General features: G+C 68.2%; 12 protein-coding genes. 11 read left to right on the top strand and 1 reads right to left on the bottom strand.

Translation table 11 applies throughout. The annotated features are described in order from the left end of the window. Nucleotides 1-231 precede the first annotated feature (231 nt). The 4 genes from EV653_RS14275 to EV653_RS14260 all read left to right on the top strand — a co-directional run bounded on the left by EV653_RS14275 (nucleotide 232) and on the right by EV653_RS14260 (nucleotide 4,940). The gene (locus EV653_RS14275) at nucleotides 232-921 is read left to right on the top strand and encodes an MBL fold metallo-hydrolase (RefSeq protein ID WP_134102752.1); all 690 of its coding nucleotides are present in this window, start codon (nucleotides 232-234) and stop codon (nucleotides 919-921) included. A gap of 10 nt (nucleotides 922-931) precedes the next feature. Then, nucleotides 932-2,278 (top strand): histidine--tRNA ligase, encoded by a 1,347-nt coding sequence (gene hisS, locus EV653_RS14270; protein WP_134102749.1) that lies wholly within the window; start codon nucleotides 932-934, stop codon nucleotides 2,276-2,278. Beyond that, the gene (gene aspS / locus EV653_RS14265; protein WP_134102746.1) at nucleotides 2,275-4,068 is read left to right on the top strand and encodes an aspartate--tRNA ligase; all 1,794 of its coding nucleotides are present in this window, start codon (nucleotides 2,275-2,277) and stop codon (nucleotides 4,066-4,068) included. Before hisS ends, aspS begins: the two co-directional genes overlap by 4 nt. A 137-nt stretch (nucleotides 4,069-4,205) precedes the next feature. After that, nucleotides 4,206-4,940 carry an ion channel gene (locus EV653_RS14260; protein WP_166679390.1) on the top strand — a complete coding sequence of 245 codons (735 nt, stop codon included), beginning with the start codon at nucleotides 4,206-4,208 and terminating at the stop codon, nucleotides 4,938-4,940. A 5-nt stretch (nucleotides 4,941-4,945) separates the two neighbouring features. Here EV653_RS14260 and EV653_RS14255 read toward each other — a convergent pair whose 3' ends face one another. Next, nucleotides 4,946-5,617 carry a class I SAM-dependent methyltransferase gene (locus EV653_RS14255; protein ID WP_166679389.1) on the bottom strand — a complete coding sequence of 224 codons (672 nt, stop codon included), beginning with the start codon at nucleotides 5,615-5,617 and terminating at the stop codon, nucleotides 4,946-4,948. 84 nt (nucleotides 5,618-5,701) lie between these two features. Here EV653_RS14255 and EV653_RS14250 point away from each other — a divergent pair, with 84 nt between their 5' ends. The 7 genes from EV653_RS14250 (at nucleotide 5,702) to EV653_RS14220 (ending at nucleotide 14,060) form a co-directional block, all read left to right on the top strand. After that, nucleotides 5,702-6,394, top strand: a complete 693-nt coding sequence (locus EV653_RS14250; RefSeq protein WP_166679388.1) for a GntR family transcriptional regulator — start codon at nucleotides 5,702-5,704, stop codon at nucleotides 6,392-6,394. Nucleotides 6,395-6,664: 270 nt separating this feature from the next. Beyond that, nucleotides 6,665-8,311 (top strand): ABC transporter substrate-binding protein, encoded by a 1,647-nt coding sequence (locus EV653_RS14245; RefSeq protein WP_134102734.1) that lies wholly within the window; start codon nucleotides 6,665-6,667, stop codon nucleotides 8,309-8,311. Next, on the top strand, nucleotides 8,311-9,243 hold the full coding sequence (locus EV653_RS14240; protein WP_134102731.1) for an ABC transporter permease: 933 nt from the start codon (nucleotides 8,311-8,313) through the stop codon (nucleotides 9,241-9,243). The genes EV653_RS14245 and EV653_RS14240 overlap by 1 nt, the downstream gene beginning before the upstream one ends. Then, on the top strand, nucleotides 9,240-10,118 hold the full coding sequence (locus EV653_RS14235; RefSeq protein WP_134102728.1) for an ABC transporter permease: 879 nt from the start codon (nucleotides 9,240-9,242) through the stop codon (nucleotides 10,116-10,118). The genes EV653_RS14240 and EV653_RS14235 overlap by 4 nt, the downstream gene beginning before the upstream one ends. Beyond that, entirely contained in the window at nucleotides 10,105-12,126 is a 2,022-nt protein-coding gene (locus EV653_RS14230) for a dipeptide ABC transporter ATP-binding protein (protein ID WP_134102726.1), read from the top strand. The genes EV653_RS14235 and EV653_RS14230 overlap by 14 nt, the downstream gene beginning before the upstream one ends. Nucleotides 12,127-12,129: 3 nt before the next feature. After that, entirely contained in the window at nucleotides 12,130-13,050 is a 921-nt protein-coding gene (locus EV653_RS14225) for an acetamidase/formamidase family protein (RefSeq protein WP_134102723.1), read from the top strand. Further along, nucleotides 13,047-14,060 (top strand): alpha/beta fold hydrolase, encoded by a 1,014-nt coding sequence (locus tag EV653_RS14220; RefSeq protein ID WP_134102720.1) that lies wholly within the window; start codon nucleotides 13,047-13,049, stop codon nucleotides 14,058-14,060. The genes EV653_RS14225 and EV653_RS14220 overlap by 4 nt, the downstream gene beginning before the upstream one ends. Nucleotide 14,061 lies beyond the last annotated feature (1 nt).

Below are 14,061 nucleotides of genomic sequence, written 5' to 3'. Positions count from 1 at the left end.
CCCCTTCCGGCGGTATGCACTGCGCTCGTGCCCATTCTGGTCAGTCCCCGGTCCAACCGTGCGAACAAGGGCCTGCCCGGGCGCGTCGAGCTGCCTTCTCGACGCTTATCCCTGAACAATCACAAACTCCCAGCTCACGCGCAACGGTGTTGCGTCACAATCCGGTGCGAAGTACGGCGATCCGCCCGGGTAACCTTGGTGAGTCCGGAAACCGTTCCAGGAAGGTGCGTCGTGCTCATCGCCGGGTTCCCCGCGGGTGCGTGGGGTACGAACTGCTACGTCGTCGCCACCGGCCAGGGCGCGGAATGCATCGTTGTCGATCCGGGCATGGACGCGACCGCCGGCGTCGAGCAGGTGGTCGAGGAGAACAAGCTCAAGCCCGTCGCCGTGCTGCTCACACACGGTCACATCGACCACATGTTCTCCGTACTCCCGGTCTGTGGGACATACGACGCGACCGCCTGGATCCACCCGGACGACCGGCACCTGCTCGCCGACCCGATGGCCGGGATCAGCCCGGAGACGGCGCGGATGCTGCTCGGCGGCAAGCACGAGTTCGCCGAGCCGGACGATGTCGCCGAGCTCAAGGACGGTCTGAGCCTGGAGCTGGCCGGCCTCACCTTCACCGTCGACCACACCCCGGGCCACACGCGGGGGTCGGTCACGTTCACCACGCCGTACGACGGGCCGGAAGAGGTGCCCGCGGTGCTGTTCTCCGGTGACGTGTTGTTCGCCGGGTCGATCGGCCGGACGGATCTGCCTGGCGGCGATCATCCGGCGATGCTGCATACGTTGGCCACCAAGATCCTGCCGATGCGCGACGAGATCGTCGTCCTGCCGGGTCATGGTGGCCAGACCACGATCGGCCGGGAGAAGGCGACCAACCCCTACTTGCAGGACCTGGAGATACCAACACTATGAGCAAGGCCAAATGAGTAAAATCAGCCCGCTTAGCGGGTTCCCAGAATTTCTACCGTCGGATCGAATCGTGGAGCTGCAGTTCCTCGACACCATCCGGGAGACGTTCGAGCTGCACGGTTTCGCGTCGATCGAGACCCGTGCGGTCGAGCCGGTCGAGCGTCTGTCCAACCAGGGCGAGGACGCCGACAAGGAGATCTACGGTGTACGACGACTTGCCGCCGGTGCCGACGAGGACGCGGCCCTCGGACTGCACTTCGACCTGACCGTGCCGTTCGCGCGGTACGTGCTGGAGCACAGCGGCAAGCTGACCTTCCCGTTCCGTCGCTACCAGATCCAGAAGGTCTGGCGCGGCGAACGCCCGCAGGAGGGCCGGTACCGCGAGTTCACGCAGGCGGATATCGACATCATCGACAGCGGCGAGCTGCCGTTCCACTACGAGGTCGAGCTGCCGCTGGTGATCGCGGATGCGTTCCGCAAGCTGCCGATCCCGCCGTTCCGGATCCAGGTGAACACCCGCCAGATCCCGGAGGGCTTCTACCGCGGTCTCGGCATCGAGGACATCACCGGCGCGCTCCGGATCGTCGACAAGCTGGACAAGATCGGCCCGGACAAGGTCACCGACCTGCTGACCGCCGCCGGTCTGTCCGCGGAGACGGCCAAGCAGGTGCTGCGGCTCGCGGAGATCTCGTCGACCGACGCGTCGTTCGCGGATCAGGTGCGTGCGCTCGGCGTACAGCACGAGATCCTCGACGAAGGGCTCGAGCGGCTGTCGCAGATCATGACGGCTGCGAACGAGCACGCTCCCGGCCTGCTGGTGGCCGATCTGAAGGTCGCGCGCGGGCTGGATTACTACACCGGCACGGTCTACGAGACGCAGTTGATCGGCGACGAGGGATACGGGTCGATCTGCTCCGGCGGGCGGTACGACTCGCTCGCGTCGGACGGCAAGACGACGTACCCGGGCGTCGGCATCTCGATCGGGGTGTCGCGGCTGGTGCACCGGTTGATCAGCAAGGGATTGCTGAAGGCGAGCCGGAGTACGCCGACGGCCGTGGTGATCGCCCTGAACTCCGAGGACGATCGAGCCGAAGCGATGCGTACTGCGATCCAGCTGCGGAGTCGCGGGATTCCGGTCGAGGTCGCCCCGGCGGCGGCGAAGTTCGGGAAGCAGATCCGGTTCGCGGATCGGCGCGGGATCCCGTTCGTCTGGTTCAGCACCGAGAACGGGCCCGAGGTGAAGGACATCCGCAGCGGCGAGCAGGTGCCCGCGGACGCTGCCACCTGGGCCCCGCCGGTCGAAGACTTACGTCCAAGTATCGAAACGCACAGTATTGAATCGCACAGGGAGAACTCGTGATCCGTAACCGTTCCGCAGGTTCGCTGCGCGCATCCGACGCCGGCGAGACCGTGATCCTGGCGGGCTGGGTGGCGCGGCGGCGCGATCACGGCGGCGTGGCGTTCATCGACCTGCGCGACTCGTCCGGCACCGTCCAGGTCGTCATCCGGGACGAGGACGCCGCGCACGGCCTGCGGTCGGAGTACTGCCTGAAGGTCGTCGGCGAGGTGTCGCCGCGGCCGGAGGGCAACGCCAACCCGAACCTCCCGACCGGCGAGATCGAGGTCATCGCCACCGAGGTCGAGGTGCTCAACGAGGCCGCTCCGCTGCCGTTCCCGGTCGAGGAGCACCACGCGACCCCGGTGAACGAGGAGATCCGCCTCAAGTACCGGTACCTCGACCTGCGTCGCCAGGGTCCCGGCGCGGCGATCCGTCTGCGGAGCAAGGTGAACCAGGCCGCCCGTACGGTCCTGGCCGAGCACGACTTCGTCGAGATCGAGACGCCGACGCTGACCAAGTCGACGCCGGAAGGTGCTCGCGACTTCCTGGTGCCGGCCCGTCTGCAGCCGGGCAGCTGGTACGCGCTGCCGCAGTCGCCGCAGCTGTTCAAGCAGCTGCTGATGGTGGCCGGCATGGAGCGGTACTTCCAGATCGCCCGCTGCTACCGCGACGAGGACTTCCGCGCCGACCGGCAGCCGGAGTTCACCCAGCTCGACATCGAGATGAGCTTCGTCGACCAGGACGACATCATCGCGCTGTCCGAGGAGATCCTCACCGCGCTCTGGAAGCTCGTCGGGTACGACGTGCAGACGCCGATCCCGCGGATGACGTACGGCGAGGCGATGGCGCGCTTCGGCTCCGACAAGCCGGATCTGCGGATGGGCCTCGAGCTGGTCGAGTGCACGGAGTACTTCAAGAACACCCCGTTCCGGGTCTTCCAGGCGCCGTACGTCGGCGCCGTGGTGATGCCCGGTGGCGCCGACCAGCCGCGGAAGCAGCTGGACGCCTGGCAGGAGTGGGCCAAGCAGCGTGGCGCTCGCGGGCTGGCTTATGTCCTCGTCGGCCAGGATGGCGAGCTGGCCGGGCCGGTCGCGAAGAACCTGTCCGAGGAGGAGCGCGCGGGTATCGCCGATCACGTCGGCGCGAAGCCGGGCGACTGCATCTTCTTCGCCGCGGGTCCGGTGAAGTCGTCGCGGGCACTGCTCGGTGCGGCCCGGCTGGAGATCGGCCGTCGTGGCGGCCTGATCGACGAGTCGGCGTGGTCGTTCGTGTGGGTCGTCGACGCGCCGCTGTTCGAGCCGGCCGACGACGCGACGGCCGCCGGTGATGTCGCGGTCGGGTCCGGCGCGTGGACCGCCGTACACCACGCCTTCACGTCGCCGAAGCCGGACTCGATGGACACGTTCGACACCGACCCGGGATCGGCGCTGGCGTACGCGTACGACATCGTCTGCAACGGCAACGAGATCGGTGGTGGCTCGATCCGTATCCACCGCGAGGACGTGCAGAAACGCGTGTTCAAGGTGATGGGGCTGAGCGACGAGGAGGCCTCGGAGAAGTTCGGGTTCCTGCTCGACGCGTTCAAGTTCGGCGCGCCGCCGCACGGCGGGATCGCGTTCGGCTGGGACCGGATCACCGCACTGCTGGCCGGCACCGAGTCGATCCGCGACGTGATCGCGTTCCCGAAGTCCGGCGGCGGCTTCGACCCGCTGACCTCCGCGCCGGCGCCGATCACGCCGGAGCAGCGCAAGGAGGCCGGCGTCGACGCCAAGCCGGAGAAGGCTGAGCCCAAGGAGAAGAAGGCGGAGTAGGCCGCCGCTGGGCCGGGTCGGCCGGACCGCGCGCGTCCGGCCGACCCGGCATCAGCCTCGCCGGAGCCACCGAGTTCTTCCCATGTCACCCGGGCGGGGTGATGCCACGGCGACCCGCGTCAGGTGTCCTCGAAAGCGTGGTGGACTACCCCGACGAGCACGTGCAGCGACCACGGCGCCGCCGCACCAGACGGCTGCGCGACGTCTTCGGCTCGCCCGACAGCTATGGCCTGGTGCTGGTGCTCATTCTGGTCACCTACGCCGTGTCGGCGACGGTCACGGCGACGTGGGCGTTGTCATTGGTGCTGTTCGTGCAGATCGGCACCATCTGGACGACGCTTCACGCCTCGCAGGCCCGCCGCCGTCTCCGCGCCGTCGCCAGCGCGGTCCTGGTCGCCTCGGCCGCGGTGGCGATCCTGCAGTTGTTCGTCCCCGGCGAGCCCCCCGGAGGCGGACTCATCGCGGTGACCTGCGGCCTGCTTTACCTGATCGCACCAGGCGTCATCGTCCGCCATCTGGTACTCCGACCGGCCGTGGACATCGAGACCTTGCTGGGTGCGATCGCCGCGTACCTGATGCTCGGTATGGCGTTCGCGTTCGCCTACCAAGCGGTGGGGGCGTTGCAGCACGGTCCGTTCTTCGGGACTCAGGGGGAGGGCAACATCTCCCAGGACCTGTTCTTCTCGTTCACGACGCTGACCACGACCGGGTACGGCAACCTCGTCCCGGCGAAGAACCCGGGGCAGAGCCTCGCCGTCACCGAGATGCTGTTCGGCCAGTTGTTCCTGGTGACGGCGGTGGCCAAGGTCGTGAACGCCGTCCGCCCCACCCGGGTTCGCGGCCGCCCACCCACCGACGACGACAGCCGGTGACTGTGTCAGGTGGGTTGTGCGCGGAGCCAGGTCTTGTCCGGGGTGAGGTAGTCGGTGCGTTGCAGGCCGACTTCGGCGAGCTGGGCCGCGAGGTCGTCCTCGGAGAGGTTCTGGGTGAGGATCCGCTGCGACCAGGTCTTGCCGTCGATGGTGTACGTCAGCGTCGCGGCCTGGCGGTTGCCGGGGAGTTCCTCGACGTCGGAGATTTCCATCCTGCGTTGCTCGTTCACCATCACGGCCGGGCCGCGCAGCATGCCCGGAGTCTGCTGCTGGAGGATCACCGAGCCGCCGGGGCGGACGTGGTGGGCGCAGGTTTGTAGCAAGCGCAGGCGTTCCGCGTCGTCGGCGACGTTGATCAGGAACGACATCATCAGTACGACGTCGAACTGCCTGTCCAGCCTCAGCTCGTCGATCGTCGAGCAGATCGTCTCGGTTTCGGTGACTCGGGCGATCATGTCCGCCGACTCGTCGACGGCGAGCACCCGGTGCCCGAGGGCGAGCAGCGGCCGGGTGATCCGCCCAGTCCCGCAGCCGAGCTCGAGAATGCTGCTGCCCGGGTCGATCGCGGCGTTGATCAGCTCGTCCTCGCCGTGCACCTGCGTGATTTCGTAGAGTTCGACCGCGCTGCCGTCCGGTGTGAGCGGTCCCGGTCCGTTGCCACCTTGTCCGACTCTCATGCGAGCCAGCCTCGCCCGGCCCGCGGGCGATCGCCAAACCTTCGGCCCAGACCGAAAGACCCTCGTTCGTATACGATGAACCGGGTGAGTACGAACCCGGTTCTGGTCGGCGAGGGGCATCGGCCGTTGCGCGACGTTGTCGCTGCGGAGTTGCGGCGCCTCATCCTGGACGGCTCGTTGCCGCCTGGAGAGCGCCTGGTCGAAGACCGGCTCGCCCAGCAGTTGGGGGTGTCCCGCAACCCGATCCGGGAGGCGATGCGGGTCCTGGAGGCCGAGGGATTCCTGGACGTCGCGGCCCGGCGGGGTGCCTTCGTGGCGAAGCTGTCGGCCCAGCAAGCCGAGGACCTCTTCCAGGTCCGGCTCGCGCTGGAGCCGCTCGGCGCCCGGCTGGCTGCGTCCGTCGGTGATCCCGAAACCGACTTGATCGCAAGGGCCTGGGCCATTCTCGACCTGGTTCGCGAGTCCGGACCGGAGCAAGACCTCGACGTCTTGTCCACCCTGCACACAGAGCTGCACTCGCTCGTCTTCGAACTGACAAGGAACGACTACCTGATCGCGCTCGCGATCCCGATGGTGAAGCGAGGTCAGTGGTTGCTGCGGCAGAGTGCCCCGTTGCAGAACCCGGCCGCGTGGGACGAGCACCACGGCCTGATCGCGGCGATCGCGGCGGGCGATCCCGACCTGGCCGAGGCGGCTGCGCGTCACCACGTGCTCAGCGTCCGCAACGCGCTCCGTCCGCACCTGGAGCCGCCTGAGCCGCTCCACGACCTCAGCTGACCGAGACTCCGTATACAGCGCTGACCTCAGCTGACCAAGACACCGTATACAGCGCTCGACCGCAGTCCTTCCCGCTCCGGCGCGTCGGTTCCTCCGGATCTCCTGCGCCGAGCAGCACATTCCCGTTGTTTTACAGGCGAACGGCGACAGTCGCCACGGGCTTGAAGCGCCGAGACGAAACCACCCCGTGCCCGCGGCGAAACATGGACGTAGCAGAGACCGTATACAACATACGGAACAGCTCTTCGTTCCTGCCCAAGGAGCCCGTCCATGAACCACACACTTCCAGGTCAGATCACCCGCCGGAGGTTGCTCGGCTGGGGCGGCGGCCTTGCCGCCGGGGTCGGCCTCGCCCCGATGGTCACAGCCTGCGGCGACGACACCTCGTCCGCGGCCACCTCCGCCGGCGGAGGCACGTTGACGATGGGGATCAACGCCGCCCCCGACACGCTCGACCCGGGCGCCACCGGGCTCGCGCTCACCCTGCTGATCTCGTTCGCGCTGTTCGACCCGCTGGTCTACTGGCTGCCTGACGGCAACGGCGGGGCCGCGTTCCACCCGGGGCTGGCCGAGTCGTGGACGATCTCGCCCGACGCGTCGAAGTACACCTTCAAGCTGCGCAAGGGCGTCACGTTCCACGACGGGACGCCGTTCGACGCGAAGGCGGTCAAGGCGACGTACGACCACGTGGTCGACCCGAAGACCAAGTCCAAGAGTGGTCTCGGCGCGCTCGGGCCGTACAAGGAGACCAAGATCCTCGACGACTACACCGTGCAGATCGTCTTCACCGCGCCGAACGCGTCCTTCCTGCATCAGCAGGCGGCCGGCAACTTCGGGATCTCCTCACCCGCCGCGCTGGCGAAGTACGGGCCGATCGGATTCGGGAACAACCCGGTCGGGACCGGCCCGTTCACCTTCCAGAGCTACCAGCCCGGTAGCCAGCTGACGCTGCTGAAGAATCCGAAGTACACCTGGGGGCCGAAGGCCCTGGGCGACGGCCCGGCGAAGCTGGACAAGCTGGTCTTCCGCATCGTCACCGACGACAGCGGCCGCTACAACGCGCTGCAGAGCGGGCAGTTGCAGATCGCGATGAACCTGCCGCCGAACAACATCTCCGCGGCCCAGAAGTCGGGCAAGTACCAGCAGCTGCTGGTGCCCTCGATCGGAACCCCGCTGGGCATGCCCATCAACGTGACGAAACCGCCGACCGACGACCCGATGGTGCGGCAGGCGATCATGTACGCCGTCGATCAGGACGCGCTCGTGAAGAACGTCCTGTACGACGTGTACAAGCCCGCGCACAACGTGCTGACCCCGATCACGCCGGGCTTCAGCGCAGCGGCCTCCAAGACCTACTCCTACGATCCGGACAAGGCCGGCAAGCTGCTCGACCAGGCCGGCTGGAAAGCGGGTGACGGTGGCACCCGGACCAAGAACGGCCAGAAGCTGAACCTCGAGATCATCCTGTTCAGCGGCGGCGGACTGGAGCTGCCGACCCAGTTCGTGGTGTCGGAGTTGCAGAAGGTCGGGTTCAGCTCGAACACCAGCGTGCAGCCGTTCGCCACCGCGCAGGCCAGCTTCAACTCCGGCGTACACAATCTCGGTTCGTTCGGCTACTACGGCGCGGACCCGTACCTGCTCAACATCTGGGTCAACTCGAACGCGATCCAGTCCGGCTTCAACTGGTCGCACTACGCCAACCCCGCGGTGGACAAGCTGATCGCCAAGGCGAACTCGACCGCCGCCGACGCGACCCGCAACGGCCTGTACGAACAGGTCGGCCAGAAGCTGATGCAGGACTCGATGTATCTCCCGCTGTGGGATGTGGCCGGAGCGTTCACGCTCTCGCCCAAGGTGCGGAACCTGCACCAAACCCTGAACGGCTACCTGGCGTTCCACAGCGCCACGCTCGGCTGATGACGCTGTTCGTGGTGCGCCGGCTGGGCGCCGCGATCCCGGTCGTCATCGGTATCACGCTGATCGCCTTCGTCCTGGTGCACGTCGTACCGGGTGATCCGGCCAAGGTGATCCTGTACGGCGCGAACGCGTCACCGGAGCAGATCGCGACGCTGCGACAGCAGCTCGGGCTGGACGAGCCGCTGTGGCGGCAGTACGCGGACTTCGCGGTCAACCTGCTGCACGGCAACCTCGGTACCTCGTTCCTGACGCAGAACTCGGTGGCCTACGAGTTACTGTCCCGGGCCCCGAGCACGCTGATCCTGACCGCGAGTTCGATGCTGGTAGCGGTGCTGGTCGGCATACCACTGGGACTGGTCGCGGGGATGCGGCCCGGCTCGATCCTGGACACTGTGGCGCGGTGGATCTCGTTCGTCGGCGTCGCGGTTCCGTACTTCTTCCTGGCGCTGCTGCTCGTGCTGGTGTTCAGCGTCCGGCTGCACCTGCTGTCCGCGATCGACGACGGTACGGCGAAGAGCCTGGTGCTGCCGGCGGTTTCGCTGGGCTGGGGCTACGCGGCGATCCTGACCAGGCTCGTCCGCGGCCGGGTGATCGACGAGATGCGCAGCGACTACGTGAAGTCCGCCCGGGCGCGCGGCAGCGGCGAGGTGCGGGTGCTCCTGCGGCAGGTACTGCGGAACTCCTCGGTGCCGGCGGTCACCACGATCGGGCTGCAGTTCGGCAACATCCTGACCGGTGCCGCGATCACCGAGGTGATCTTCGGCCGGGCCGGGCTGGGGAGCTTCCTGGCCACCTCGATCACGAGCAAGAACATCCCGGTCGTCCAGGGTGCCGTGGTCGTGATCGGGATCGCCTACGTGGTGATCAATCTCGGCGTCGACCTGATCGTCGGTGCGATCGACCCACGCACCCGGCAGGAGGCCGCCGCGTGAGCCGGGTGAGATGGGCGGCTCTGGGTCTCGCGATCCTGCTGGTGCTCCTGCTGCTGATCGCGCCCGACGTACTCACCCACACCGACCCGGTCGCGACGAGCGACGCGCACCTCGAGGGACCCAGCGGGAGCCATCTGTTCGGCACCGATCTGCTCGGCCGGGATGTCTACAGCCGCACCGTGTACGGCGCGCGTCCGGTCCTGATTGCGAGCTTCCTGGGGGTTTTGCTTGCCACCGCCGCGGGCGTCGCGATCGGCGTCCTGGGCGGGGTGGCTCCGCGTTGGCTCAATGCCGCGGTGATGCGTCTGGTGGACGTGTTCCTCGCCCTGCCGGTGCTGCTGATCGCGCTGATCCTGATCGCCACCGCCGGCTCCGGCGTGCGTAGCATCGTGCTGGCGATCGGGATCGCGTTCACTCCCGGCTTCGCCCGGGTGGTGGAGTCGTCGGTCCGCCGGCTGCGGACGGCGGAGTACGTCGAGGCGGCCAAGGTATTCGGTTCCACCACGCTGCGGACCTCGTGGCGGCACCTGCTGCCCAACCTGCTGACCGAGGTTGTCGTGCTCGGCAGCAGCGCGATCGGCTGGGGCGTTCTGACGGCGACCACGTTGAGCTTCCTCGGCCTCGGTGTCCGGCTGCCGGCGCCGGACTGGGGCAGTGACTTGGCGGCCGGCGCGACCAACCTGGCCGACGCCTGGTGGCTGTCGACCTTTCCCGGGCTGGCGATCATGGCGACGATCCTGCTGGCGAACTTCTCCGGCGACCACCTGATGCGAGTGCTCGATCCACGAGCCGGTGTCAGATTCGGGCGCTCCTTCCGCCGGCTCGCCGTCCGGCTGTCCCGTCACGGAGGTGACATCGCACATGAGTCTGCTTGAGGTGAACGGGCTGCGGACCGAGATCGCTACCGCACAGGGCAGGATCCGGCCGGTCGACGGGGTGAGCTTCGCCGTCGAGGCCGGGCAGACCCTCGGAGTGGTCGGCGAGTCCGGGTCCGGCAAGACGATGACCGGGATGTCGATCATGCGGCTGCTGCCGCCTGGTGGGTCGATCACCGCCGGCTCGATCCGGCTGGACGGCCGGGAGCTGACCGAACTGGACGAGCCGGCCATGCGCCGGGTGCGCGGCAGCGAGCTGGCCATGATCTTCCAGGACCCGATGACCTCGCTGAACCCGGTCCGGACGATCGGCAGCCAGCTGCGCGAGACGTACCGGATCCATGTCGACAGCAGCCGGGCGGCGGCAACGGCGCGAGCCATGGAGGTGCTCGGACTGGTAGGGATGCCGCGTCCCCGCGAGCGCCTCGACGACTATCCGCATCAGCTGTCCGGTGGGATGCGGCAGCGGGTGATGATCGCGCTCGGCCTGATGTGCGATCCGAAGCTGCTGATCGCCGACGAGCCGACGACCGCGCTGGACGTGTCGATCCAGGCCCAGATCCTGACCTTGATCGACGAGCTCAAGTCGCAGTTGTCGATGGGTGTCCTGCTGATCACCCACGACATGGGCGTGATCGCGGAGTACGCCGACCGGGTCGCCGTCATGTACGGCGGACAGGTGGTCGAGCAGAGCGGCGTACGGGAGTTGTTCGAGGCGCCGCGGCATCGATATACCGAGGCGTTGCTGGCGGCGATGCCCACACTGGAACTCGACCGGAACGCCGCCCTGGCGACGATTCCCGGCAGTCCGCCGGCGTTGCTGGACCTGGCACCAGGCTGCCGGTTCGCTCCGCGGTGTGCCTTCGCGCAGGACGACTGCCGCAGTGCTGATCCGGCGCTGGTCGGCGCGGATCACCTTCACGCCTGCCTTCATCCGGCCGACGGCCGTACTGCGGTCGTGGGAGCGGCGGCCGTCGACCGAAGGCCGGCGGAGCCGAGTGGGAACGACTCGCTCGTGCAGCTTTTCGACGTCCACAAGAGGTTCCGGGTACGGTCGAAGCGACCGTTCGACGCGCAGCGGGCCGTGCAAGCCGTCTCGGGGGTGACGTTGACCATCGGGGCAGGCGAGACCTTGGGCATCGTCGGGGAATCCGGCTGCGGCAAGACCACCCTCGGGCGGATGCTGGTCGGGCTGGAACAGCCGACCAGCGGCTCGGTCAGCTTCGACGGCCGGGATCTGTCCGCGCAGAGCCGGAACGGATTCCGCAAGCGCCGCCGCGATCTCCAGATGATGTTCCAGGATTCGGCCGCCGCGCTCGACCCCCGAATGACCGTGGCCGGCCTGATCGCGGAACCGCTGGCGGCCCAGGGCATCGGCACCCGGCGCGAACGACGCCGGACCGTGAGCGAGCTGCTGGACGCGGTTGGACTGCCGCCCGAGGCGGCTGCGCGCTACCCGCACGAGTTCTCCGGCGGTCAGCGGCAGCGGATCGCGATGGCCCGGGCGCTGGCACTCCGGCCGAAGGTGATCGTCGCGGACGAACCGGTGTCCGCGCTGGATGTCTCGGTCCAGGCGCAGATCCTCAACCTGATGCGGTCGCTGCAGGAGCGGTACGGCCAGACGTACGTCGTGATCTCGCACGACTTGTCTCTGCTGAAGTACCTGGCCGACCGGATCGGGGTGATGTACCTCGGCCGGTTGGTCGAGCTCGGCGCGGGGGAGGACGTCTACAACACACCGCGTCACCCCTACACGGCCGGCCTGATCCAGGCCATCCCCGTCCCGGGGGCGGCGAAGAACCGGGACGCGGTCGGGCGTTCGACAGGCCTCGGCGGAGAGTTGCCGTCGGCAATCGATCCGCCGAGCGGCTGCCGGTTCCGGACCCGATGCCCGCTGGCGACGGAGCGCTGCGCGACGGAGGTTCCGGTGCTGAAACCTTCGGACGGCCTGCACGCGGTCGCCTGCCACCACCCCCTGACCACTCACGTCCTGACGCCTGCGAGGTAGACGATGGACCACAAGCTTGACGCCACCCCGGAGACCACCGTCGACGTGTTCGGCGCCGGGCTGCCGACGGTGCTGACGATCGACCCCGGTGACACGCTGACCGTCCATTCACTGGATGCTTCGGGCTACCTGGCACCGCAGCGGACCCCCGGTGAGCAGCAGCCGAAGATGTTTGCCGAGGCGCGCGGTCACTGCCTGACCGGACCGATCGCGATCCGGGGAGCACAACCCGGTGACCTGCTCGCGGTTCACCTGGTCTCCCTCACTCCCGACCCGTGGGGCTGGACCGTCGCCGGCGCCCTGAAGTCGCCGATCACCGAGCGGCTGGGAGTCACCGAGCAACCGTCGTGGCTGCTCTGGGAGCTCGACCCCGACGCCGGCACCGGCCGCTGCAACGGCGGTTTCACGCGTGAGCTCGCACCGTTCCTCGGCGTGATCGGGGTGGTTCCCGAGGACACCGGCGAGCATTCCACGATCCCGCCCCGTGCCCTCGGCGGTGGCAACATCGACTGTAAGTCTCTGGTTGCGGGCTCGACGCTCTACCTGCCGGTCGCGGTCGCGGACGCGATGCTGAGCCTCGGCGACGGTCATGCCGCGCAAGGCGACGGTGAGGTGGGCGGTACGGCGATCGAGTGCCCGATGACGACGACGCTGACGGTCGACCTGGTCCGGGAGCCGCGTCCGGTCGAGTCGATCCACGCGGAGACTCCGGACGGCCGGATCACCTTCGGGTTCGACGCCGACCTCAACGTCGCGACCGGCGACGCCCTGGACGCGATGGTGCGCTGGATGCAGGCCATTCTCGACGTCGACAAGAGCACCGCCCTGGCTCTTGCCAGTACTGCGGTCGACCTCCGCATCACCCAGGTCGCCAACCAGACCTGGGGAGTCCACGCCCTGCTGCCGAGCGGCGTGCTGGCATGAGCACCGTGCCGACCGTGCGGACCGGGATCTTCAAGCTCGGGGATCTCGAGACGGAGCGGGGCGGCGTCATCCGCGACGCCCAACTGTCCTGGCAGACCCACGGCACGCTGTCGCCGACCCGTGACAACGTCATCGTCTACCCCTGCAGCTACGGCGCGACCCACGAAACGCAGGAGTGGCTGATCGGGCCCGACGGCGTACTGGACCCCGAGCGGTGGTTCATCGTGATACCGGACATGTTCAGCAACGGGCTCTCCTCCAGCGCGTCGACGGACCCGGACTTCCCGTCGCTCGTGACGATGGCGGACAACGTGCACGCGCAGTACCGGTTGCTCACCGAGGAGTTCGGGATCGACCGGCTCGCCGCGGCCTACGGGTTCTCGATGGGCGCCGGCCAGGCGTACCACTGGGCGGCTCTCTACCCCGGCTTCGTCGAGCGGGCGATCGTCGTCTGCGGGAGCGCACGGACCTCGCTGCACAACCGGGTCTTCCTGTCCGGCCTGCTGCGGATCCTCGAAGCCGCTCCCGAGTACTGCGGCAACGGGCGGTTCACGGCCGAGCCGATCGCCGCCAAGCGCGCGTTCGCGCACGTGTACGCCGGGTGGGGGCTGAGTCAGGACTTCTACCGGGCCCGGCTGTTCGAGTCGGTGCTGGGGGCGCCGGATCTGGACTCGTTCCTGCAGACCGACTGGGTGGATCGCTTCGCCGAGAGCGCCGCCGCCGACCTGTACGCGCAGGCGCTCACCTGGTTGGAGGCCGACATCAGTACGCCGTTCGACGACGATCTGGTCGCTGCGCTCGGGGCGATCACCGCCCGGGTGCTGCTGATGCCCTCGGCCACCGACCTCTACTTCCGGACCGCGGACAACGAGCTGGAGCTGGCCTCGTTGCGGGCGGCTGAACTCGTGGAGATCCCCAGCATCTGGGGACATCGTGCCGGCTCGCCTCGCGACATCCCGGCCGACCTCGACTTCCTGCGCCGGCACGTGCGGGACTGGCTCGATGCCTGAA

It is taken from the genome of Kribbella pratensis (assembly GCF_004365355.1).
Lineage (GTDB): Bacteria > Actinomycetota > Actinomycetes > Propionibacteriales > Kribbellaceae > Kribbella.
Note: the sequence above shows the minus strand (reverse complement) of the source record. Positions and strands in the feature narration are given on the sequence as shown.

Bases quoted from the DNA above. Each gene is read 5' to 3' on its own strand.
- EV653_RS14240 (WP_134102731.1), top strand. From the start codon at position 8,311: ATGACGCTGTTCGTGGTGCGCCGGCTGGGCGCCGCGATCCCGGTCGTC.
- hisS (WP_134102749.1), top strand. From the start codon at position 932: ATGAGTAAAATCAGCCCGCTTAGCGGGTTCCCAGAATTTCTACCGTCG.
- EV653_RS14230 (WP_134102726.1), top strand. From the start codon at position 10,105: ATGAGTCTGCTTGAGGTGAACGGGCTGCGGACCGAGATCGCTACCGCA.
- EV653_RS14245 (WP_134102734.1), top strand. From the start codon at position 6,665: ATGAACCACACACTTCCAGGTCAGATCACCCGCCGGAGGTTGCTCGGC.
- EV653_RS14225 (WP_134102723.1), top strand. From the start codon at position 12,130: ATGGACCACAAGCTTGACGCCACCCCGGAGACCACCGTCGACGTGTTC.
- EV653_RS14220 (WP_134102720.1), top strand. From the start codon at position 13,047: ATGAGCACCGTGCCGACCGTGCGGACCGGGATCTTCAAGCTCGGGGAT.
- EV653_RS14255 (WP_166679389.1), bottom strand. From the start codon at position 5,617: ATGAGAGTCGGACAAGGTGGCAACGGACCGGGACCGCTCACACCGGAC.